Genomic DNA, 20,163 nt, shown 5'->3' with positions numbered 1-20,163 from the left:
ATTAGGGTAACGGTTGTTTTGTCAAAACAGTTTGGGAGGCATGCTCAAGCCAGACGAGCTTGCGCTTCAACTTTGGAAATTCGACCTGGAAGTTAAAAAGAACATGTTTGCTTGAGTAAGGCTCGACTCTAAACAAAATTTCTGCGTCCCATTCCATACTTGTGCAGACAGGATAGCGTCCACCGTTGTCGTCTTCCAAGAAGAGATCCAAGGAGCTTAAGCGGTACTTTGTATTGTTTGTGATGTAAGCATCAACTCTCAAACAGTGGCCATCTAAGCCGTCTTTGATAACTTTCGCAGTCAAGACCTCGATGTCCAATCCTTCAAGCTTAGGATCTTTCCTGACCTTTTTGTCTACCGCTGCTGTCAGCAACAGATCGCTATCGATAGACATGTTGAGGTCATCACCAGGCTCCAGAACAGCAACGTGTCCTTTGCGCAAAAGCGCTACAGCCATGCCTCCTAAAGCACCAGCAGCAGCACCGCCGGCAATGTTGTAGCCGTGCATGGCAATTGTTTGTTCCATGCCGAACAATTGATAAGCAATTAGAGCACCAGTAGCTGCACCACCTGCCATGTGCGCAGCTATCTGTCCTAGTCCTTTTCCTTTTGTTTTCCAGGTTGATTCAATTCGATTATCGGCTTCGCAGTGGAATGCAAACTTGCGACCGTCCGGTGTTTGGAATTCGTTAAACGACAGTGCCAGTGCGCCTGGTCTGCCAACGCGCTTCGGTTCATAGATTCTTGAGACTTCGCCGCGGAAAATAGTGCCTGCCGGCAAAACTTTGTTATCAGCAACAAACAAGTCTTCGGTTGTTTTCGCTGTGATCTGTTGTCCTAATTGGGCAGGCGGCAAATTTCCATCTTCATCCCTGTCCATCATCTTGAGTCCGGTTGTCGGGACGGTTGCTAACTTGAGCTTGATTGGTGTTCCTTTTGGAACAACCAAAGTGACGCCGCCTTTCAGCATCAAGCCTGAGGCTTTGATTTTATTTTCCTGCTCAATTAGGGCTGGTGGCACATCCAATTCCGGATGTTCAGGTGGAAGCGGCAGGGTGACCAAGTGTCTAATAGGCTCTGCTTTCGCTTTTGCCCAGGCTTGCCCTGTGCCACCTGGGATGGTGGCAACCACAAGCATCGCTGTCAATGCAGCTGATAATGCTTTGGCCAAGAAGTCCTTCGATCTAGATGTTCAGAGTTGGTGAAAGGAGTATAACTCAGGACTTGTTTTAAAGAAACTGGAGTTCATCCTATAACTTCTCCACAATTTCCTCGAGACGTGTGGCAATTGGTCGTTGGTTGTCTTCCCTAGCCTTTTTATCCCGTTCGGCTTTTAACACCTCTGCCGATTTGACGGCAAAATAATCAAGCAATACAATCCGCCCATCGTAATAACCTAATTGGTCATGCTGCCAGTCCCAAAACTCATAGCCGATTTTGGGCATATGCTCACGGAATCGTTGAATCAGTTTAATGGGAATCTTTGTCATTGCCTCTGGTTGCACAATATAGTTGACACCACGTTTGGGCTCATGCAGTAAGCGTAATTGAATCTTCTGCCATTCGGAAGCTTGCGGGTTTTCCAATATTGCATCGGCAATTTTCTTTGTATCGAATAGTCCTTCTTCTAGAATCGGCATATCAAAAATTCTTTGGCCCATTTCAGCATCTCGCAATTGCGAGCTGATTTTTAGCGCTCCACCATCTTTTAGCTTGATTACAACCGAGTCAAAGCCGACACCAAGAAAACCAGTTGCTTCTTTAGACGAGTTTTTGAAAGCTTCGGCATAGGCACTTGTCGGGTGGTATGAATAAAAAGGGAATTTCTCAATCGGCAGGTTAGTACGTAGAAGTTCTTCTACCGGATGTGACTGCTTTTCAGTGAAAGAAATTGTCCCGTTCATCGAATTGTTTTTTAATTCCATTGCCTCAGCTACGTTTGCGTGAGCAAAGAGATCGTAGATATCGCGCGCTGCAGATCTATTTTTTGCTCTAACTCGTTGTTCGCCATACTCGACAATTAATTCTTTGGCTACAGGATCTAATTTTGCTCGTTCGCTCAAATAAGGACTTGTTTGCACTATGTCGTTTATTGTGCGGCCTTTGCTTAGATATGGTCCAACTTCGCTTGCACTGCACATCAGTCCGCCAAGCGCACCGTAGGAATAGACTGATTGAATAATTTCTTCGGCGTTTGTATTCAATCCTTTGCCTGAAAAAAGTGATCTGGATTCAGTATCAACTACTCCCGCTGCAACGCCGGATACAAGATGACGTTTGAGATCACTGGTAAATGAATTTATGAGCCAAGGCTGATCAATTTGAAAACGCATAACATCTCGTGATTTCAAATAGCCGGGCAAGTGTCCAAGTGTACCGAAAGTTGCCATGCCGGTAAGAGCGTTCACAATGCGCGCCTTGTTGAAATCACCTTCGGTTCTCTCAATTGGTCTGAAAACTCCTTCCATAAGAGCGCCTGTGGCGAAAGGCGTAAGGATTTTTGCTACTCCGACGAGTCCAACTGCTTTGTTCAATATGCAGTAGGGAAGCATTGTACCGACTGCGCCGCCCAGCTGCTCAGCGTGCCAACGCAAACTGCCGAATGCCGATGGCCTATGCTCGGACTGAACGTCTTCTAGGCTGCCTGGCCTGATTGGGTGGTAAATGCGGTCTTTTAGCTGCGTGACACCTCTGACGGGGTTCCAATAGGCAGCGCTGACGGCAGCCTGGACGAAGTCGCCAGGCAGAGAAGTCAACTCTTGAAGCAGAGTCTCTTTACTGCTCTCTGTCTCTTTATGGCTAGACACGCAAAGTCCCTCCCTAGTGTGCCGCCAGAATATTTAATTTAATCTCCGTCCTCAATGGGGGAATTCCCAAAGTCGCTCAAATTCATTTGCGTTGCCGCCAGACAGCTAAGGTCGCTGGCAAGACGAAATTGACATATTGTCAAGACAATATTATGATGGGAAGCAAGGTGAATAAGAAAGCCATTTTGAATACCGCCGTTTGTTATTTCAGTAATGACGATGACTGTTTCGTTGTTGAGTCTCCACTATTGGAAGTTGCTGCTGGTATTGGTGAAACTAGGCAAGCTGCCTACAGCAATTTTGAAAGTCATGTTGATACCGCTTACGAATCTTACCTAGAGGGTCGGTTGAAACATATTTATGACAAGCCAGGCAGACCATCAAAAGGAAGAATCGCTTTTAACGCAGATGTGAAAGTAAAGACTAAGAAACAGTTGAAGAGTCTAGCGAAGGAACTTGTTTGTACGCAGGGGGAGTTGCTGGATTTTCTTCTGTTTTTTTATCAAGCGCAATCGGGTGGCACTGTTGTTGACGCGCAAGATATGACTCTGTACGAAGCACTAAAGGACATGGGTGACGACATTCAACGCATAGTTCAGAAGCGTTTGGAAAAAAGCAAAAGTAAAGCGATTCGCAAAAAAGCAGTCTAAAAGAAAGGGCGCAGTATATGCGCCCTTTCTGAGTTCAAGTTGTTGAGTTCGACAAATCTAGATCATCTCTTCAATGAGTTCGTTGAAGATTTGCTTGTCCAAGCCTAATGGTTGTTTAACAAGCGCTCCCTTTTTGAAGATTGGTTCGGAGTCTTCATAGGTTGGTTGATCGGCTTTGTAGAGAACGCCTAAAGGAATCTTGTCACCCCACTCGAAGGATTTATCGAGTGATTTCTTCTCATCTGTCGGATCCCAATTTTGATCTTCCAGTTTATAGACGCGCTCTTTGAACCATGGATAGGTGTTCACTTTGTTGTAAGTGACGCATGGGCTGAAGACATCGATGAGAGCAAAGCCTTTGTGGGCAATGCCGCCGGCGATGAGATCAGCTAACTGCTTTTGCTCACCGGAAAATCCTCGTGCAACATAAGTTGCGCCGCAAGTAATTGCCAATGCCAACGGATTCAATGGAATTTCCACGTTGCCGCCTGGAGTTGACTTGGTGCGGTGACCGAGTGTTGTTGTTGGTGATGTTTGACCTGTGGTCAAGCCGTAGATTTGGTTGTCCATTACGACATAGGTGACATCAAGGTTGCGGCGCATAGCATGGATGAAGTGTCCAATACCAATACCATATCCATCACCGTCTCCACCAGTGATAACCACTTTGAGATCGGTGTTTGCCAGGTGCGCGCCGGTTGCTACTGCAACAGAGCGTCCGTGCAAGCTGTGGATACCGTATGCGTGGATAAATCCAGGCAGGTTAGACGAACAGCCGATACCGGATACGACAAGCAAGTTTTCTGGCGTGACGCCATTTGCTGCCGCTGCCATCTGTACGGACTTCAAAACACCGAAGTCACCGCAGCCTGGACACCAATCGGGATCGACTGGTCCTTTAAACAAATCTACTGGTAGTTCTACAACAGTTGCCATTTCTTATTAGTCCTCTTTGTTTATGTTGGCTCGTGAATTATTTAGCGGCTGCCGGTACAAGCGACTTATACGAATAAGTAGCACCCGTGCTTATGCCAATTACCATTTCGGCTTGTTTCTCGCCCGAGGTTCTATCAACAAGCTCTACATTCCAGACATCTTCTGAAATGCCTTTGCTTGTGCCACGGGTTATCTTGCCTGGACGCAGCTTTTCAGCATAGTGCGTACGCAGGTAGTGATAGCCGATTTCACGTGCTTCCTCTTCGGTCACATCGAGATTCCACTCTTTGCCGGAAAGAATTCTTTGAACATGTTCGACCACATATGCAGGTTCCATTGGTTCGCCGTCATAGCGGTTAACATGACCATCCATGGCAATGCCGGTTTCGCTTCTCACGTAGCGTGCCAATTGGCTGGTGAAGTTGACTTCTACTGAAATCTTCTTCTTCGCCTTTGAAAGTATTTCAGTTACTTCTTTGGCGTGGAACGGGAAGATGTACTTGATGTTCAAGTGATTTGCTTTGACGCCTTTGGCAGCTAAAAGCTCAATTGCTTCTTTAACTACACCCCAGGTTGAACCCCAGGTAAGTAATGTTACGTCAGCATCAGCTGGGCCTTCCAGCTTTGGCGCCGGAAGATCTTTGAGCATGTTTTCTATTTTGCGACCGCGCTTTTCCATCATCTTGCGACGTATTGGAGCTGCGGTGAACATGTCTGAAATCAAAATAGATTCTTCGTCGTGTTCGTCTGTTGCCGAAACGAAACAAGTGTTGGCTGTTCCTGGAATTACTCTTGGTGAAACACCTGATTCGGTCAAAGCAAATCTCTTGAATTTGCCATTGTCCTGATTCCATTCCTTAACAACTTGTCCGCGATCAATTTTGATGTTTGAGTCAAACACTTCTTTATCAACTGTTTCCGGGTGCTCGGACAAGAGCAAGTCGGACATGATGAGCGCCGGCAATTGATATTTGTCAGCGATGTGGAAAGCTTCAACAGTTGTTCCATAAGCATCAGCTGTGTCACGCGGTGCCACAATCAAGCGTGGGAATTCACCTTGCGAAGCGCCATAGACTTGGAACAAGTCAGCTTGTTCTGTCTTTGTTGGCAGACCTGTCGAAGGACCACCACGTTGTACTTCAACGCAAACAACTGGACATTCCATGATGCCTGCCATGCCGACAGCTTCGGTCATTAAGGCAAAACCACCACCGGCAGTTGCACACATTGAACGTGCGCCTGCTAGTCCGGCACCGATGGCCATGTTAATAACAGACAATTCGTCTTCTGCTTGCTTCACGACGATGCCCACTTTCTGAGCATGATCAGCCATCCAGTGAAGAATGGTTGATGCTGGTGTCATTGGGTATGCAGAATAGAATTTGCAACCGGCAGCAGCTGCTGCTAATGCAATTACTTCGTTGCCTGTGGTGAATGGACGCTTGATTCGGCTGAATTTCCACTCGCCGGCAACTGCCTTGAAGTGGGTCTTGGCGTATTCATAACCAGCCTTCAAAAGACCAACGTTTAAGTTGATTATCTTTTCGCCTTTGTGTTTGAAGGTATCGGTCAAAACACTGGCAGCTTCGCTGAAGTCAAAATTACCGAGATAAAGAACGGCACCGATCATGACTGTGTTTTGCATGATTGGTTGAATTGGTCCAAATTCTTTGACCACATCGGCCGTTACTTGGCTCATCGGGATGGAAAGAATTTGAACGCCTTCTTTGACCATGGAAGGGTCACACTTCAATCTGTCGCCGTTGAAGATAATGGCTCCGTCATTGTCAATCTCACGGGAATGACGCTCAATAGAGTCCTGGTTCAAGGCAACCAATATGTTCAACTTGTCGCCGTGGGAGCGAACTTTGTCTTGTCCGATACGGACTTTTAGCCAAATGTGACCACCACGAATAATGGACTGATAGCTGTTATAGGCGTAGACGAAAAGACCTAGCCTGCCACATGTTTTAGCTAGCGTATCGCCTGACTTATCCAGACCGTCTCCGGCTGCACCAGCGATCCCTACGGTAACTTCATGCATTGATTTAGAAACCTCGATATTGTGTTTAACCCTGCTTAATAGCGGAGTTTCGGCCGGCTGCCGACACCCGCTTCAAGTGGGACCAGATATCTTGTCAGCTAATAGACTTAAAGGCTTAAGATTTTGCTTTGTCTTAGCTTTCTTGTTAACTAAACGGAAACATAGAGCTTTCACAGGTAGAGCAACCTTCATGAAGCCTTTGTCTCGTTGTCATTGGATGTGTTATAATATGTAATTACAAGATGTAACATACTGGATTGAGCCAATGAGCAATACCCCTAAGATGGACACTTTTACCTTTCGAATTGAGTCTGACCTCAAGGCGGACTTTGTCAAATTGGTGGAATCCCAGAACAAGCCAGCTGGAGAAGTTTTGCGTGGGTTTATACGGGAGCTGGTTAGTTCAAAACGTCAAAATGAATTTCTCAGACAAGCACGTCTGCAATCCAAAGTTATTGCAAATGCTGCTAACTCCTCTAATAGCGATGAGGCAGAAGTTCTGCGTCACTTGGATAGGGAGTTCGACGAATTGTCTCAGCGCGCAGACTGGCAATAGGGCTGAGAATGAAACGTGGAGATTTGGTTACAGTTGCATTGTCTGGCGATTATGGAAAACCGCGCCCTGCTTTAGTAATACAGTCGGATGCTTTTACCGAGCTGCCCTCAGTTACTGTGCTTTTGCTAACAAGCGAACTCCATGATGCGCCGCTATTGCGCATTACGGTTCAACCAGACAAGCGAACGGGATTGCGTAAGGTATCTCAAATAATGGTGGATAAACCTCAAACCATTCCCCGCCAGAAGGTAGGTCAGCGCTTAGGAAGCATTGATGCTGCCACGTTGCGCAAAGTAAACGTAGCGCTAGCTGCATTGCTCGGGCTAATTGGCTCGTAAGAAGGCAAAAGGTACGCAAGTATTCTGTTGACATCGTGTCCGTATTGGTATACAATTCTGTATACAGGCCCGAGGGTTGGGAGGCTGTAATGACTCTAGAGCCCAAAGCAAAAGAAACAATGCAAAAGACAGTGAAGGCCTTTGAGCAGGACATCGCGCTCATAAATGAAGAAGCCAGGAAGTTTGGTTTAACCGCTGCCGAGGTCATCCATACGATGTGCGAAGAGCGACGACGGCAAAAGTATCTAGAAGACTTAGGCGAATCCTTCGATCTAGCACGCAGTAATGTCGAGCAATTTGCAGAATTCAAAGCTGATGAGACAGCTTGGGATTCTGCTTTGTCTGATGGGTTGGATGATGCCTCTTAAAGGCGAAGTTTGGGAGATAGATCTTAATCCTGCTCAGGGACACGAGCAGGCCAAAATTCGTCCATGCCTCGTGATCAGCAACGATCTGATGAATACCAAAATGGAATTGAGCATCATAGTGCCTTTCACGGGAACTGCCTGGCATACCAAGTCAGGAAAACTATCTCCGGCGATGGTCGAAATTCTTCCTCCGGAAGGCGGTTTGACCAAACCAAGTTATTCCATGGCCTTCCAAGTCCGAACCGTATCGCACACTCGTTTTACAAACAAGCTGGGTACTGTTACTGCCCACAAGTTGCTGGAAGTGGTGCGTTCTGTCCAAGAAATTGTTGACCACTAAATTATTTATTCGGCGTGGTGCTCAGACTCGTGTTCGGCAGGCATTTCTGGTGGCGCGCAGCCAATCGAAAGAGACCATTGGGTGCCGGCTATGGTCATGAATACCATTACCAAGAAGGCGATTAAGGTAAGCGTTTTGTCTTGCAAGCTTCCTTCTGGAATTACGCCTGCAGCTGCAGCTCCGTGCCCATGACTGCCATGTCCGTGATCGTGTCCCATGGGTTAACCTCCTACGTACGTTCTATAGAGCAGGAATATCAGGCTGAAGCCGGCTACGCAGGCAAAGATGACCATTGCATAGTACTGACCTTTGCCGTTTTCCGTGTAGCGTAGAGCTTCGCCGGTGCCTACTGTAAGAAGGCTTGAGAGGTTGACCAGGTTATCGATGATGAATTGGTCGACTAAGGACCATACGGCGCGGTACAGAGGCAATATGACCTTATTGACCAAGCCCAAGTAAAGCTCGTCAAAGTACCACTTGTTGAAAGAGAAGCCGTAGAGTGGTCCACTTAACTTGGCAATCTTTTCGTTGACGCCGGACTTTTGCACATAGCAATTGAAGGCGAGAGCGATACCAATAAGCGAAACGGTTGTTGAAACAAACATCACTGTTGGATTCAACGCTTCGTATTCAACATGACCAAAGTGCAGGAATTGTGTAAACACATTTGGGAATGCTGTTGGTGTTTGGAATGCAAGCACTTGCAACAAGGCTTGCGGATTAACACCGAGATAACCGGAAACAATTGAAGGCACAGCAAGCGCCATCAATGGCATGGTCATAACCAAAGGTGATTCGTGAGCATGTGCTTCGCCACGATATTTTCCGGTGAAAGTCATGAAGAACATGCGGAACATATAGAAGGCAGTAAGAAATGCTGTGAATGTCATCAATGGTCCAAGAAGTCCTGCCATTGCACCAAAGTTGAAATGATTGGCCGAAGCAATAATTTCGTCTTTGGAGAAGAAGCCGGAGAATCCTGGAACACCGGATATAGAAATAGTACCTATTAAGAAGCACCATGCGGTAATTGGCATCTTCTTCCATAGTCCGCCCATTTTGCGCATGTCTTGTTCACCGGATAAGCCGTGAATTACAGCACCGGAGCAAAGGAAGAGCATGGCTTTGAAGAAGGCGTGATTGAAGAGGTGGAACATACCTGCTGTATAAGCACCACAACCAAGACCGACAAACATGTAACCCAATTGACTGACTGTCGACCAGGCTAGAGCACGTTTGATATCAAACTGTGTAAGAGCAATGGTGGCAGCCATGAATGCTGTTAGTCCACCTACCCAGGCAACAACAGCAAGTCCTGCTGAATGTGTTGAACCATCCGGAGTGAGCCAAATTGGATAGGCTCTGGCTACAAGATAGACACCGGCGGCAACCATTGTGGCAGCGTGAATAAGTGCTGAAATTGGTGTAGGACCTTCCATCGCATCAGGCAACCATACATGTAATGGTGCTTGTGCTGATTTGGCCATTGGACCCATAAATACAAGAATGGAAATTACTGTGAGCGATGCTGCAGTCAATGAACCGTTGTCTGCTGCCCACTTAATTGCTCCTGTTAAATCAATTCCATTTGGATCGGTAAAGGCAAGTATTGAATGTCCGTTCCAGAAACCAAATGTTGCTGCGAAGAACATCAAGAGTCCCGCTAAGAATCCAAAGTCACCGATACGGTTTACAACAAATGCCTTCAAGCAAGCTGCTGCTGCTGTTGGCTTGTAGAACCAGAAACCGATGAGGAAGTAAGAGCAAACTCCGACCAATTCCCAGAACATATACATCTGGAATAAGTTGGTGGAAACAACCAGTCCAAGCATGGAGCCGGTAAATAATGATAGGTAGGAATAGAAGCGGCTGTATCCGGGATCTTCACGCATATATCCATGCGTGTAAATTTGCACAAGCAAACTAACTGCACAGACAACAATGAGCATGATGGCAGCCAAGTTGTCGACAAGCACGCCGACAGACAGCTTGAATGCAGAGGACACAAACCAGTCATAGTTGACTTGATAAGGCGCAAGTTCCGGATGCTTTCTCAGTACATCCAAAATCAAAAGTGAGTGGATGAAACCGTAGAAAACGGAACCGACGGACAGCGCCATCGACAGTGTCTTGTTAAATCGAGCGAAGAGGATGATTATTGTCGCTGCTAAAAATGGCACCAGCACAATCCATTGTGCCGAGCTCAAGATTGCATTCGGGCTGAAGTCAAACAAGGGAACCTCCAACTACGTTCGTATTTAAAATACACAAGCTAACAGTATTGCAGAGAGGGGCTTGCGAGCGACCTAAAAATATTTTTCGCTTGAATATATCTTCAAAACATAGAAGCAAAGCGGTTTTTCTTGAAATACTATTCGTACTAAATTAGTGGAATTATTCCCGGAGTTAAGTCGTGACACCTGAACACATATTGACAGCTTTGATTTTGATACCCCTGCTGGGCACTTTCGCAATTGCCTGGGCACCTGCATCGTCTGCTCGCCAGATAGCAATAGCGCTTGGTTGGGCAATGGTTGCCGTGACGGTAATACTTGGACTTAACTTCAATCCGGCTGACGGAGCCATGCAGTTCGTTGAAAAGATAAGCTGGATATCGTCACCGTTTCCGGTTGAATATCACGTCGGTGTCGATGGCATGAGCTTCTGCTTGGTGGCATTGACCTCAATTGTCACGTTGATGTCAATCTATGCTTCAGGCACAATTGCTGAGCACAGACCAAGACTTTATTACAGCATGCTTATGTTGCTCACTACAGCGATCGTCGGTGTGTTTATTTCTCTTGATTTGCTCCAATTCTTCGTCCTCTGGGAACTCGAATTGGTTCCAATGTACTTCTTGATTGCTATCTGGGGCGGACCACGTCGCGATTATGCAGCCATGAAGTTCCTTATTTATACGTTTGCCGGCGGCATCTTTATGCTGGCATCACTTCTATATCTTTACTTCAGTGTCGGACAAGGCGGACCTGAATTCCAAACATTCGACATGGTCAAGCTGGCTCAAATTGCCCCAGCTCTTACTGCCCAAGTCCAGGGACTTGGTTGCTTGGGATTCTTACTGGCGTTTCTTATCAAACTGCCATCCTTCCCATTCCATACTTGGTTGCCGGATGCGCACGTTGAAGCTCCAACTCCAATATCAATGATTCTGGCCGGACTTCTTTTGAAAATGGGTACTTACGGTTTGGTCCGTATCTGCATGGGCTTCTTCCCGGATGTAATCATTACTTATGGTGTTTTCTTATTAGCACTTGGTGCCTTCAACGTTGTTTGGGCGGCCATTGCTTGTTTGGTGCAAGACGATATGAAGCGCATCATCGCTTATTCCAGTGTCAGCCACATGGGATTTGTTTTGATGGGCATGGCATGTTTGTCATCGGCCGCACTAAGTGGTGCCATTTTCCAAATGGTCAGCCACGGATTTATTTCAGCACTATTGTTCTTCCTCGTAGGCTGTGTCTATGAGCGTTGCCATACACGTAAGCTTTCAGAAATTGGTGGCGGCTTGGCCGCTCAAATGCCAATCATCTTCTATTTCTGGATGTTGGCTGCCTTAGCAAATATCGGTTTGCCTGGTCTTGCCGGATTCGTTGCTGAAGCAACAGTCTTCTACGGCTCATACACATCACCGTTGGCTGCCATTGCTGCTAATGCAGATGTTGTACATGGCTGGATTATCTTTGCAGCAACAGGCGTAATTCTTTCCGCCGGCTACATGCTCTGGCTATTGAAGCGTCTTTTCTACGGACCGGAGATGCCTAAGTGGGCTCACCATTTAACAGATGCCAGACCGCAAGAAGTATTTGTCGGTGCGGTGCTCTCAGTTTGCGTCATCGTATTGGGAATTTACCCAATGATGATGACCAATACCTACCAGCAAATTGCTGACCGCATGGCGAAAGACATTACCGCTCGTCAAGTAAGCATGAGCACCAATCAGGTAGTGCAGTAAAACTCTCGTAGGGGCGCGCAGAAACTATGTGATTGGCGCCCTTTCGTTAAATAACATGCCTTAAGTGGGAAGACCACCATACGTTTGATTAAGCAGAGTCTTGTCTGCCTAACTATTACGCTGGTAACATCAAGTGGACTGTAGGGGCGTATTGTATGCGCCCGCTCCTATGGCCTGCTGAAACCAACGCGGACTTATCTGTCCGCAAAAGGAATCTACTTTGATGTATTACCTTCTGTATAGCAACAAGCGGACGCTGTTTTTACTTGCCTGCATGTCGTTCGGTCTTTGGATGTCGGCTAAGGCTAATCCAACAAACCCTGAAGCTCAAGCAGCTTTCAGTCAGGGACGCTCCCTGATGGAGACACGTGCTTACCCGCAGGCTGTCGAATCTTTGAATCGAGCGGTCTACATGGCGCCTTCAGACATTGATGCTCGCCGCATGCTCGGTCTTGCTCTTATTAGATCGGAGAGATTCAATGAAGCAGCCCAAATTTATTTAGATGTGACCAAAATGACGGGCAGTGACGCTATGGACCGTTATTGGTTGGGCGAAGCTTATTTGCACGCCAATAGACGTACTGAAGCTGCTGCAGCTCTTGCCGAAGCAGTGAAATTAGACCCGCAATTATCAATTGCTCATGGTCGTTTGGCTGAGACCTATATGGCAAATAAGGATATGGAAAAGGCCAAGCAAGCTTGTACTGAAGGCATCAATAGCTGCCGTGACGCGCAAGTACGAGGACAATTAGCGAGCCTGCTCAAAGTAGTAAGCAAACCAACTAATTTGCCTGCCATGCTCGATCGCATTGATCGCAGCGTGAAAGAACAGCCTCAAGGGGGATTTAAGAAGTGAAGCGCCGTCAAAGAGGATCGTTTATTGCCGAAGTACCAATCGTACTTTGGTTCCTCATCTTTTTACTTTTCTTCCCCATGCTTGACTTGGTGGCAGTCACTATCCGCACCACTTTCTTGTTTATGGCTGCTCACAATGCGGTGACAGCGGCTAGTCGTGCGCGTTCTTTCTCTGCCAGCATTAATGGATATCCGACTGCCGCCACACTTGCAGACAGTGTTGCACATCAGACAATTAACAATTTTGGTGGTGTGCAAATTGCCAGCATGCAAACTGCAATCTTAGTGACCAATACCGCCACAAAAGCAGTCGCTCGCTTCACGAGCCCGTTAACAACACCGGCTGACTCTATTGCCAACACCTATCATATCGAAGTTACCTTGAATGGTGTCATTCAGCCCTTGATCCCATACAACGTTGGTGTTTTCGGCAGCATTCCGGGACTGACAACGCCTATTAATCTGACAGTGAAAGACCAGCGCTATGCTGAAAACGCTCAAGGTCTTAGTGTGTAGTTCATGAAATTGATTTTGATCAGACAACGTAATCAAAAAGGTGTTTCGCTAACCATGCTCATGCTTGGGCTGGCTTTTGTGTTAATGCCTATCATAGGTCTATTTGCTTTTGAAATTGGGCGAGTGCAGATTGCTCACCAAGAATTGCAAAACGTGACCGATGCTGCAGCGCTTGCTGCTGTGGCAACGCTTACATGCGAAGAAAATACTGATCCGTCCGCCGCTCACCAGGATGCAATTGATACTGCCGTCAATTTATTTAAGCGCAACAGCATCATCGGCATTCAATTAACAAACAGTACCCTCGGTGCTATGAATGCCAATCCGGCTCCTGGTGAAGCCGTTTTGTATTTTGAATTTATTGACCCTGTCACACACAATGTTGTCGGCATGAATGACCCAAACGGCAAAGTGGTGAAACTCTATTCAACCTTTGGCGCAACACCGGCGTTTGGGCCTTTCTTGGGTCTATCAAATTTTGCATTGAGGACAATTGCTTTCGGTGCTGTACCTTCTCTTGATCTTGTACTTTGTTTTGACACCTCGGGCTCCATAGATGATCAGACGCCTGTGACTTTCATTAAGCGTTCTTGGGATGCAACTCTAGGCAAAATTGTCTACGAGGTGCCGACCGGTGCTAATGGACCAGCGCGCGGTAAGCAGTACGACATAATGCTGCCTGGACCAAATGGCACAAGTCTAAATGGTGTCCAACCGCACATAGCATCAGATGCGTATTACAATGCGCAACTCTGGTTTTCGGAATATCTTGCGCAATACTATGGCGTTCCCGGATTGAGATCACTTTCCGGAGGTGCGTCCGAAGCAGGCTCGCCTCCAGGTAATTATCCACCAGGCACGGCACCAACATATCCTGGTTGGGCTGTCTTTACTGACGTTGTAGTTAATCTAGATGGCAACAACACATTCACCAGTTTCAACGGTAACGGTTACAGCTTCCCGAACGTGGCGACTATGGTAGAAGCTGCCAGAGGTAATCTAGAAAATGCCACGGTATTTAACAACAGCAAAGCAAATACCGCTGTTGCTGTCAGTCCGAGTCCTGGTTATCAGCAAGCTTATTTCAATTTGGCAAAATCAAAACTGCAGCCACTGCAAGATGCTAAATCGGCCGGACAATTATTCATTGATATTTTGAATACAGACACTGATGCTCACTTCGGTTTTGTGGCCTTCGATCATCAAATTGGCAGTGGTCCGACTTCTGTTGAAACAAGATACGCAATTGATGATGCCGCTACTTACGGTGCCAATACAGGATTTCCTTTGCCTGTCATTCCATTGGATCCTGCACCTGGTGCCAGACATTATCCGGAAACCGACGCGGCGATTGCTTCATGTGTGCCCTTGGGTGGTACAAATATCGGCGCTGCCGTCAGCAAGGCTGTCGACGAATTAACAACGCACGGAAGGCTAGGCTCTAAAAAGGCGATTGTTCTTTTCACTGATGGTCAGCCTACTTATGGCGGTCCATTGGATGGTGACCCTTGGGGTAACGCCAGAAAGGCGGCAGTAAAAGCAAAAAATGCCAGAGTGTCCATTTATACAATTGGTCTTGCTCAAAATCCGGACATTATTCCGGGACAAACAGCAATTCTCAATGACACTAATAGCAATGAAACTACTGGTGGCATGGCAGCTATTGCCGGTAATGGCGGCACATTTAGTTTGGTCACCAATAGCGGCAATCTGAGAAGAGTATTTGAGCAAATTGCCAGACACCTGGTTGAACTTGTGCATTCTGATTAAAGAGGCGTTGAAAGTGACTAGTATAAGATCTCGAAAAGTTGCAAGAATGCGCTGCCGCAATGCCGGACACGTCCTCATTGAATTTGTCTGTTTTGCCTTTTGGCTTCTACTGTTTATGTACATTTGCACTGACATATGTGTTTTGCTATTGGGCGCCTCCGCTAACGATCGCGCTTGCCGCGATGCGGCACGTGCTGCTGCTCATGGCTCTAACCCCACGGAAGCGCGTACTCTGGCAGAAACAAGTTTGAAGGCTCATGCCGGCGGCGGCTTTTTCACAAGCTCACCGGCACTGTACGGAAATATCATCTATAACGATTATGCAGGTAATCCCCCGCCCACACAGACGCCTTTCGTAACTGTGGAAACAAGATCAACGGCAAAATTACCCTTTGCGCCAATTGTCTGGTTTAACAACGGCTTCACGCAATCAGGCACCTATACCTTTTCTCGCACGTATACATTCCCCATAGTGCGTTTTCGTTTCAGTACTTAATTAACGTGGTCAGTTAGCTTTATCCAATCAATCATTCTTTGGATGGAAGCTGACTAACACTAAAGTGAGGTCAACTAGAAATAGGTTTTGACCGCACCTTAGTGTTGCTGCAATTATGAAAGTACGGGTTTGTCTACTGTTATTTTTGATAATTGTCCTTCTCGCTTACATGTATGTGCGAAGGACAGCCTTTGATGGTTTAAGGGCAAAAGTTACGGTGGCAATAACCGCTCAGAGTCCCGACAATAGCGCGCCAGTTTCCAAACCCAGTTATAGAATGGAAAACCGAACTCGTGTTGTAGAAAAGATCGCAGACCTTTGTAGAACTTATGATGTAAAGATCGGACAAGATGGTGAGCTAACAACAGATGCCAGTTATGGACCATATTCTCAAAAAGTCTGGTATGTCAAAGCCCGTACACCAACAGAAAGAGAATTGCAGGCTCTCGAATATGCCTTATCTCACTCCACTCCCAGCCAATTATTGAAGAAGAACTGTGGTGAGGGAATAAAGTTTTATTTTCTGGCTGAACCCAGGTGTCTGGGGTCTGCTGCTAATTGGGGCTTTGACAAGGACAACAGACCGGCCATATTTGTGGAACCATATGAAACAGTATCGTTAATCGGATTGGAGCGTAGCCTGATGCATGAGTTGGGGCATCACATGCAATTCAAATTAGGCTGGAAGCCTTATCGGGCTGAGAATTGGTCAATTGCAAAAAAGCTTGGTTATTCATCGTTTTATAATCCAAAAACTAATGAGTGTGGATGGTTGCTGAAATCGAAAGAAAGTGCCTTGCATCTATACAAATTCAATGATAGTACGCGCCTCTGGGTGCGTTGCGATCGGCAAGGGCGACCAATGACCACTGATGGTCGAATTGTGTTGAGGCAATTAGACGCGCAGCGGATTACGTCTTCTGAAATGGCGGCGAAAGCCACAATAACTCCAGCAAGCTTGTACTTCGTAAGTCCGATGGAAATGTTGTCTGAAGCAATAGTGTTTTATCGCTTCAATTCTGCCAGCAGGAAGACGTTGGGAATGCTCAGACCGAGCCTTTATGAGATAGTCAAGGAACTTGATCAAAAAGAAATCGATGATACTTACGGCAAGGGTTTGTATGTTCGCAATATAAATGGCGTAATTGCCCTTGCTGAACCAAAGGTTTTGGATGAAATTGCCTCTCTGGAGAAGCAATCCATCGGCTCGGCTAGTAACGAGTCGTCTGAACACATCGTTCGCTAGGATGATGCCTGCTCTGGGGGTTACTGTTAATAATAGAAAAGAACTGACTTTAGTTGCTGGAGGCGAACATGAACACTATTCTTTTACGCATTCAAGGACCTCCTATATGTTTAACCGCCGCCGATGTGGCTATTAAGTTGGCCCGTCGGCTAAATTCAAATATTATTGCGCAATTTGTTATCGATCCTCATCAGATTATGGATTTGGAGGAATTTAGCGGACGAGGGCTATGCGGCAGTGGAGTATTCATCGACGCGCAGCAAAAAATTGCCATCGCTTTACAGGAATTGGGTGGCTATTTAATGAAATTCTTCACCGCGGTAGCAGAAGGATACGGCATACCTGTAGAAGAATTTGTCGATACCGGTGATATTTTTGAGCAGATAAAGGCAAGATCAACTGACGCCAGTGTAATTATGCTGGCTGAGACGAAGGACAATCGAGTTTTGGCAGAAAAACTAGCTGGTGAATTGCCGTGTCCTGTCATTGTTGTTAAATCGAGCAGTGCGGTCGATCTTTTCGAATCCGAGCAAACAAATTCAAGTTTTGCACACGTTGTGACCAGACACTTAACTGACATGAATATTAAGACAGACACCCGCGTAACTATTTAACAAATTGTTCTCTCATTTTCCTAAGGGCTTGGTTTCAACTTCCGGAGCTACTTCAATAATTCCTGCGGAATCTTTGACTTTGGTTATTACTCGACCTTGAATGGCTGTGTTTACGGATTTGGCAACGCTGTCGATTAGTTCTGCCGCAGTATTGGCGTCATAGTATTTGCCATTTGACACGGTAGCTATGCAATTGAGTTGCTCTTTGGCCTCTTTGTCGCGTCTTAATCCAAGACCGACAATGTCAACTTTGAGTTTGATGCCCATGTTCTCCAGCCGGGCAATAAACGAACAAGGATCTCCGCCGCAGGTTTCAGCACCATCGCTTAAAAGAATGATTGTTTTAGGTCCTTGCATGGGCGTTAAATCCAATGCGGCTTGGCGCAAGGCGTACGTCAAAGGTGTCAAGCCATACGGTTTTACTGTCCGCATTTGCTCGATAATGGAGCGTCTATTGCCTCTGCCCAAAGGCACCAACAAAGCAGTTTGTTGACAGTCTATAGAGGGATTTCCTTCGAAGCGGTGACCGAACACGCGCAGACCCAAATTTACATCAGCAGGAATGCGCGTCAAAGCATTTTGCAAAACTTGTTTGGCGGCATCCATTTTTTGCATGTCGCCACCAAGCTCTTCCTTCATGGAATAAGAAGCATCGATCAGTATTAAGATATTGACCGGGCCTTTTTCTTGCTCGACTTGTCCTTGAATAAGCGCGCCTTTCGTCCCCGTTTGCAGCGTTGTGGATTCAGTTCCGCTGCGTAGAGTTGTTGACTGCGTGCCTGATCTTAAAGGCTCTTTCTGATAAGGCACGGTTTCTTGCATGCCCAGAGTTGGCTCGGTTAGAGATGTGCCGTGCTTTTGCGCCACGAGGTGCTCACAATTGCAAGGTGGTTTTACATCAGCAGCTTTCGCCGGTAAGAGAAGTCCCAGCGAAATTGTCGCTAACAGAATTATTCTAGTCATGCGACTTTTCCTGTTTCTTGTCGTCATCATTTTCCTTGTTGTGATCTTTGTCATGACCCTTCGCGTGATCATTGGTTGCCACAATAATTCTCCTGCTGATTGGCACGGCTTTGGATCCGCCTGCAGGTATTGCCCACACGGTTAGGTAATAAAGACCAGGCTTGCTGTCGTTACTAATGCCGATCTTCACGTTAAACAGCGGACCGGACATTTTCAGTCCGCCTTTTACAGGAATATCGGATACCGGCTTTGCTTCCGCAGTTGGATCTGGATTACCCATCATGGTAATCGCTGGTGCTGCCAATGCTACTGGTGGTATGAACATGCCGCCTGCCATACAAGCAACTATGCCTGCTGCTTTAAGCATGGCGATACCAGTTGACCAGTCCTTTTCTGATTTGCCTGCATAAGCCACGAAATCCAAGGGCGGGAAATAAGGTAATGCCTCTTCCGATTCATCGGCGCCGGCTAATGCTTCAGGGTTTGGATTTTCCCAAGCCAGCGTTACGCGATCTAATGTATACGGATCGAAAACTGCACCTTTAACTTCTATTTTGTCTCCGGCATTTACTTCTTTTGGTACTGGTTGCATCAAGCCGTGTTTGCTCACAAGTTCAAAGCAGGCATATGCACGGTTGTGGTTGTGATTTTCTGCAGCTGCAAAACCAAATCCAGTTGCTTCCGGTGACATGATGGCATCTCTGTCGTCTTGCCTTTTCAGCAAGTCGCGCAGGAAGTACATCCCAAGTAAGCGATTGATTTTACCGTGATCACTAACTAGTGTGAGACACTCTGTTATAGCGTCTGAGCCGCCTGCATTTGTGTAACGTTGGTCTGGATTTTCACCCTTTTCGTTGTAGTGAGAAATTGCGTTGCGCTTGCCCATATCGTCAGCTTGGGCTTGGGCCATCTTGGCCGCTGTTTCATCAACAGACAGTGTTGATAAACCTTGCATTTGCCGTCTGTCGTTGATCATTTGCAAAACAAATATTTTTAGTTCATCCATCGATATTTGTGCTTGATAGAAAGGTTGATCTTCAGCTTGCTGTCCTTCGACTTCTTGTTGCTGTTCTGCTTGTCGTTGCGTCTTAACAGCACCTGATTCGCCGGAAGGGGTTGCCGGTTCCATTAATGTCTCATGAGCTGGAGCCTGATGAGCTTGGTGAGCAGGCGGAGTTTGTGGTGGATGTGTTGGACTGGCGCCGCCCACAGCCCCTGGGAAATGAGTATCTTCAACAGCACCAAATAATGTCTCCTGCAACTTTGCCGCACGCTGGTTGGGGGTCAAAGTGTTGAAAGACTGCCTGAAAATGGTTGCTTCCAGATAATTCAAGCGAGTTTCTAAAGGCAGTCCGGAATTAGCATGACCGAAAGTGATGTTTTCCATGCGGGCAAGAGTTGGATACTCATCTTTGCCGGGTTCTTTAGGTGTAGCCTGCGGCTCTTTGGCTACTGGATGAACTGGTTTAGCAGGTGCGGACGGAGCCTGAGTCTTGTCGGCAATAGGCGTCATTTTCTGCAAAGTCGGGCTGGCTACAGCAATGTTTTGATGTTGAGCAAAACAAACATTAGAGCTAAGTGCAAGCGCGGACAGCAAAGCTATGCCTAAACGGCGCACAGGAGGATCAATTTGACTTGCCTGCCTACGCACAGTTCAACCTCTTATGGCTTCTATGTTGATATTACCTTGC

Annotated in this window: 20 protein-coding genes; 12 read left to right on the top strand and 8 right to left on the bottom strand. The window is 46.7% G+C overall.

The genetic code is table 11. The features are described 5' to 3' along the window. Window position 1: 1 nt before the first annotated feature. Window positions 2-1,171 carry a hypothetical protein gene (locus K2Y22_11775; protein ID MBX9879128.1) on the bottom strand — a complete coding sequence of 390 codons (1,170 nt, stop codon included), beginning with the start codon at window positions 1,169-1,171 and terminating at the stop codon, window positions 2-4. A 79-nt stretch (window positions 1,172-1,250) separates the two neighbouring features. Next, a complete protein-coding gene (locus tag K2Y22_11770) occupies window positions 1,251-2,807 on the bottom strand; it encodes a hypothetical protein (protein MBX9879127.1) in 1,557 nt (518 codons plus the stop codon). Window positions 2,808-2,959: 152 nt separating this feature from the next. Between K2Y22_11770 and K2Y22_11765 the strand changes: the two genes are divergently transcribed. After that, a complete protein-coding gene (locus tag K2Y22_11765) occupies window positions 2,960-3,457 on the top strand; it encodes a hypothetical protein (GenBank protein MBX9879126.1) in 498 nt (165 codons plus the stop codon). A gap of 57 nt (window positions 3,458-3,514) precedes the next feature. Here K2Y22_11765 and K2Y22_11760 read toward each other — a convergent pair whose 3' ends face one another. Together K2Y22_11760 and K2Y22_11755 are read right to left on the bottom strand one after the other, a co-directional pair. Next, the gene (locus K2Y22_11760) at window positions 3,515-4,393 is read right to left on the bottom strand and encodes a hypothetical protein (GenBank protein MBX9879125.1); all 879 of its coding nucleotides are present in this window, start codon (window positions 4,391-4,393) and stop codon (window positions 3,515-3,517) included. A 37-nt stretch (window positions 4,394-4,430) separates the two neighbouring features. After that, on the bottom strand, window positions 4,431-6,437 hold the full coding sequence (locus K2Y22_11755; GenBank protein ID MBX9879124.1) for a 2-oxoacid:acceptor oxidoreductase subunit alpha: 2,007 nt from the start codon (window positions 6,435-6,437) through the stop codon (window positions 4,431-4,433). Between the two features lie 265 nt (window positions 6,438-6,702). Between K2Y22_11755 and K2Y22_11750 the strand changes: the two genes are divergently transcribed. The 4 genes from K2Y22_11750 to K2Y22_11735 all read left to right on the top strand — a co-directional run bounded on the left by K2Y22_11750 (window position 6,703) and on the right by K2Y22_11735 (window position 8,039). Further along, window positions 6,703-6,993, top strand: a complete 291-nt coding sequence (locus K2Y22_11750) for a hypothetical protein (protein ID MBX9879123.1) — start codon at window positions 6,703-6,705, stop codon at window positions 6,991-6,993. Window positions 6,994-7,001: 8 nt separating this feature from the next. Next, window positions 7,002-7,331: a type II toxin-antitoxin system PemK/MazF family toxin gene (locus K2Y22_11745; protein ID MBX9879122.1), complete on the top strand. Its 330-nt coding sequence runs from the start codon at window positions 7,002-7,004 to the stop codon at window positions 7,329-7,331. Between the two features lie 89 nt (window positions 7,332-7,420). After that, a complete protein-coding gene (locus K2Y22_11740) occupies window positions 7,421-7,699 on the top strand; it encodes a hypothetical protein (protein MBX9879121.1) in 279 nt (92 codons plus the stop codon). Further along, window positions 7,686-8,039 carry a type II toxin-antitoxin system PemK/MazF family toxin gene (locus K2Y22_11735; protein ID MBX9879120.1) on the top strand — a complete coding sequence of 118 codons (354 nt, stop codon included), beginning with the start codon at window positions 7,686-7,688 and terminating at the stop codon, window positions 8,037-8,039. The genes K2Y22_11740 and K2Y22_11735 overlap by 14 nt, the downstream gene beginning before the upstream one ends. Before the next feature lie 5 nt (window positions 8,040-8,044). Here K2Y22_11735 and K2Y22_11730 read toward each other — a convergent pair whose 3' ends face one another. Both K2Y22_11730 and nuoL read right to left on the bottom strand, forming a co-directional pair. Continuing rightward, a complete protein-coding gene (locus tag K2Y22_11730; GenBank protein ID MBX9879119.1) occupies window positions 8,045-8,257 on the bottom strand; it encodes a hypothetical protein in 213 nt (70 codons plus the stop codon). A 3-nt stretch (window positions 8,258-8,260) separates the two neighbouring features. Continuing rightward, window positions 8,261-10,249 (bottom strand): NADH-quinone oxidoreductase subunit L, encoded by a 1,989-nt coding sequence (gene nuoL / locus K2Y22_11725; protein MBX9879118.1) that lies wholly within the window; start codon window positions 10,247-10,249, stop codon window positions 8,261-8,263. A 203-nt stretch (window positions 10,250-10,452) separates the two neighbouring features. Here nuoL and K2Y22_11720 point away from each other — a divergent pair, with 203 nt between their 5' ends. The 7 genes from K2Y22_11720 (at window position 10,453) to K2Y22_11690 (ending at window position 17,509) form a co-directional block, all read left to right on the top strand. Next, a complete protein-coding gene (locus tag K2Y22_11720; GenBank protein MBX9879117.1) occupies window positions 10,453-12,012 on the top strand; it encodes a NuoM family protein in 1,560 nt (519 codons plus the stop codon). Between the two features lie 223 nt (window positions 12,013-12,235). After that, window positions 12,236-12,868, top strand: coding sequence for a tetratricopeptide repeat protein (locus tag K2Y22_11715; GenBank protein MBX9879116.1), 633 nt, complete (start codon window positions 12,236-12,238; stop codon window positions 12,866-12,868). Continuing rightward, window positions 12,865-13,383 carry a hypothetical protein gene (locus K2Y22_11710; protein MBX9879115.1) on the top strand — a complete coding sequence of 173 codons (519 nt, stop codon included), beginning with the start codon at window positions 12,865-12,867 and terminating at the stop codon, window positions 13,381-13,383. The genes K2Y22_11715 and K2Y22_11710 overlap by 4 nt, the downstream gene beginning before the upstream one ends. Before the next feature lie 3 nt (window positions 13,384-13,386). After that, window positions 13,387-15,153 (top strand): VWA domain-containing protein, encoded by a 1,767-nt coding sequence (locus tag K2Y22_11705; protein ID MBX9879114.1) that lies wholly within the window; start codon window positions 13,387-13,389, stop codon window positions 15,151-15,153. 13 nt (window positions 15,154-15,166) lie between these two features. Further along, a complete protein-coding gene (locus tag K2Y22_11700) occupies window positions 15,167-15,649 on the top strand; it encodes a hypothetical protein (GenBank protein MBX9879113.1) in 483 nt (160 codons plus the stop codon). Between the two features lie 277 nt (window positions 15,650-15,926). Beyond that, entirely contained in the window at window positions 15,927-16,895 is a 969-nt protein-coding gene (locus K2Y22_11695; GenBank protein ID MBX9879112.1) for a hypothetical protein, read from the top strand. 68 nt (window positions 16,896-16,963) lie between these two features. Then, window positions 16,964-17,509, top strand: a complete 546-nt coding sequence (locus K2Y22_11690) for a universal stress protein (protein ID MBX9879111.1) — start codon at window positions 16,964-16,966, stop codon at window positions 17,507-17,509. A 12-nt stretch (window positions 17,510-17,521) separates the two neighbouring features. Here K2Y22_11690 and K2Y22_11685 read toward each other — a convergent pair whose 3' ends face one another. Both K2Y22_11685 and K2Y22_11680 read right to left on the bottom strand, forming a co-directional pair. Further along, on the bottom strand, window positions 17,522-18,472 hold the full coding sequence (locus K2Y22_11685; GenBank protein ID MBX9879110.1) for a VWA domain-containing protein: 951 nt from the start codon (window positions 18,470-18,472) through the stop codon (window positions 17,522-17,524). Then, window positions 18,465-20,123, bottom strand: coding sequence for a CAP domain-containing protein (locus K2Y22_11680; GenBank protein MBX9879109.1), 1,659 nt, complete (start codon window positions 20,121-20,123; stop codon window positions 18,465-18,467). Before K2Y22_11680 ends, K2Y22_11685 begins: the two co-directional genes overlap by 8 nt. Between the last annotated feature and the right edge of the window lie 40 nt (window positions 20,124-20,163).

Source organism: Candidatus Obscuribacterales bacterium (assembly GCA_019744775.1).
Lineage (GTDB): Bacteria > Cyanobacteriota > Vampirovibrionia > Obscuribacterales > Obscuribacteraceae > SBAT01.
Note: the sequence above shows the minus strand (reverse complement) of the source record. Positions and strands in the feature narration are given on the sequence as shown.

Excerpts from the sequence above, each read along its gene's own strand:
- K2Y22_11705 (MBX9879114.1), top strand. The coding sequence starts at position 13,387 with ATGAAATTGATTTTGATCAGACAACGTAATCAAAAAGGTGTTTCGCTA.
- K2Y22_11750 (MBX9879123.1), top strand. The coding sequence starts at position 6,703 with ATGAGCAATACCCCTAAGATGGACACTTTTACCTTTCGAATTGAGTCT.
- K2Y22_11730 (MBX9879119.1), bottom strand. The coding sequence starts at position 8,257 with ATGGGACACGATCACGGACATGGCAGTCATGGGCACGGAGCTGCAGCT.
- K2Y22_11685 (MBX9879110.1), bottom strand. The coding sequence starts at position 18,472 with ATGACTAGAATAATTCTGTTAGCGACAATTTCGCTGGGACTTCTCTTA.
- K2Y22_11755 (MBX9879124.1), bottom strand. The coding sequence starts at position 6,437 with ATGCATGAAGTTACCGTAGGGATCGCTGGTGCAGCCGGAGACGGTCTG.
- K2Y22_11765 (MBX9879126.1), top strand. The coding sequence starts at position 2,960 with ATGATGGGAAGCAAGGTGAATAAGAAAGCCATTTTGAATACCGCCGTT.
- K2Y22_11745 (MBX9879122.1), top strand. The coding sequence starts at position 7,002 with ATGAAACGTGGAGATTTGGTTACAGTTGCATTGTCTGGCGATTATGGA.
- K2Y22_11695 (MBX9879112.1), top strand. The coding sequence starts at position 15,927 with ATGGAAAACCGAACTCGTGTTGTAGAAAAGATCGCAGACCTTTGTAGA.
- K2Y22_11715 (MBX9879116.1), top strand. The coding sequence starts at position 12,236 with ATGTATTACCTTCTGTATAGCAACAAGCGGACGCTGTTTTTACTTGCC.
- K2Y22_11690 (MBX9879111.1), top strand. The coding sequence starts at position 16,964 with ATGAACACTATTCTTTTACGCATTCAAGGACCTCCTATATGTTTAACC.
- K2Y22_11740 (MBX9879121.1), top strand. The coding sequence starts at position 7,421 with ATGACTCTAGAGCCCAAAGCAAAAGAAACAATGCAAAAGACAGTGAAG.
- K2Y22_11735 (MBX9879120.1), top strand. The coding sequence starts at position 7,686 with ATGATGCCTCTTAAAGGCGAAGTTTGGGAGATAGATCTTAATCCTGCT.
- K2Y22_11760 (MBX9879125.1), bottom strand. The coding sequence starts at position 4,393 with ATGGCAACTGTTGTAGAACTACCAGTAGATTTGTTTAAAGGACCAGTC.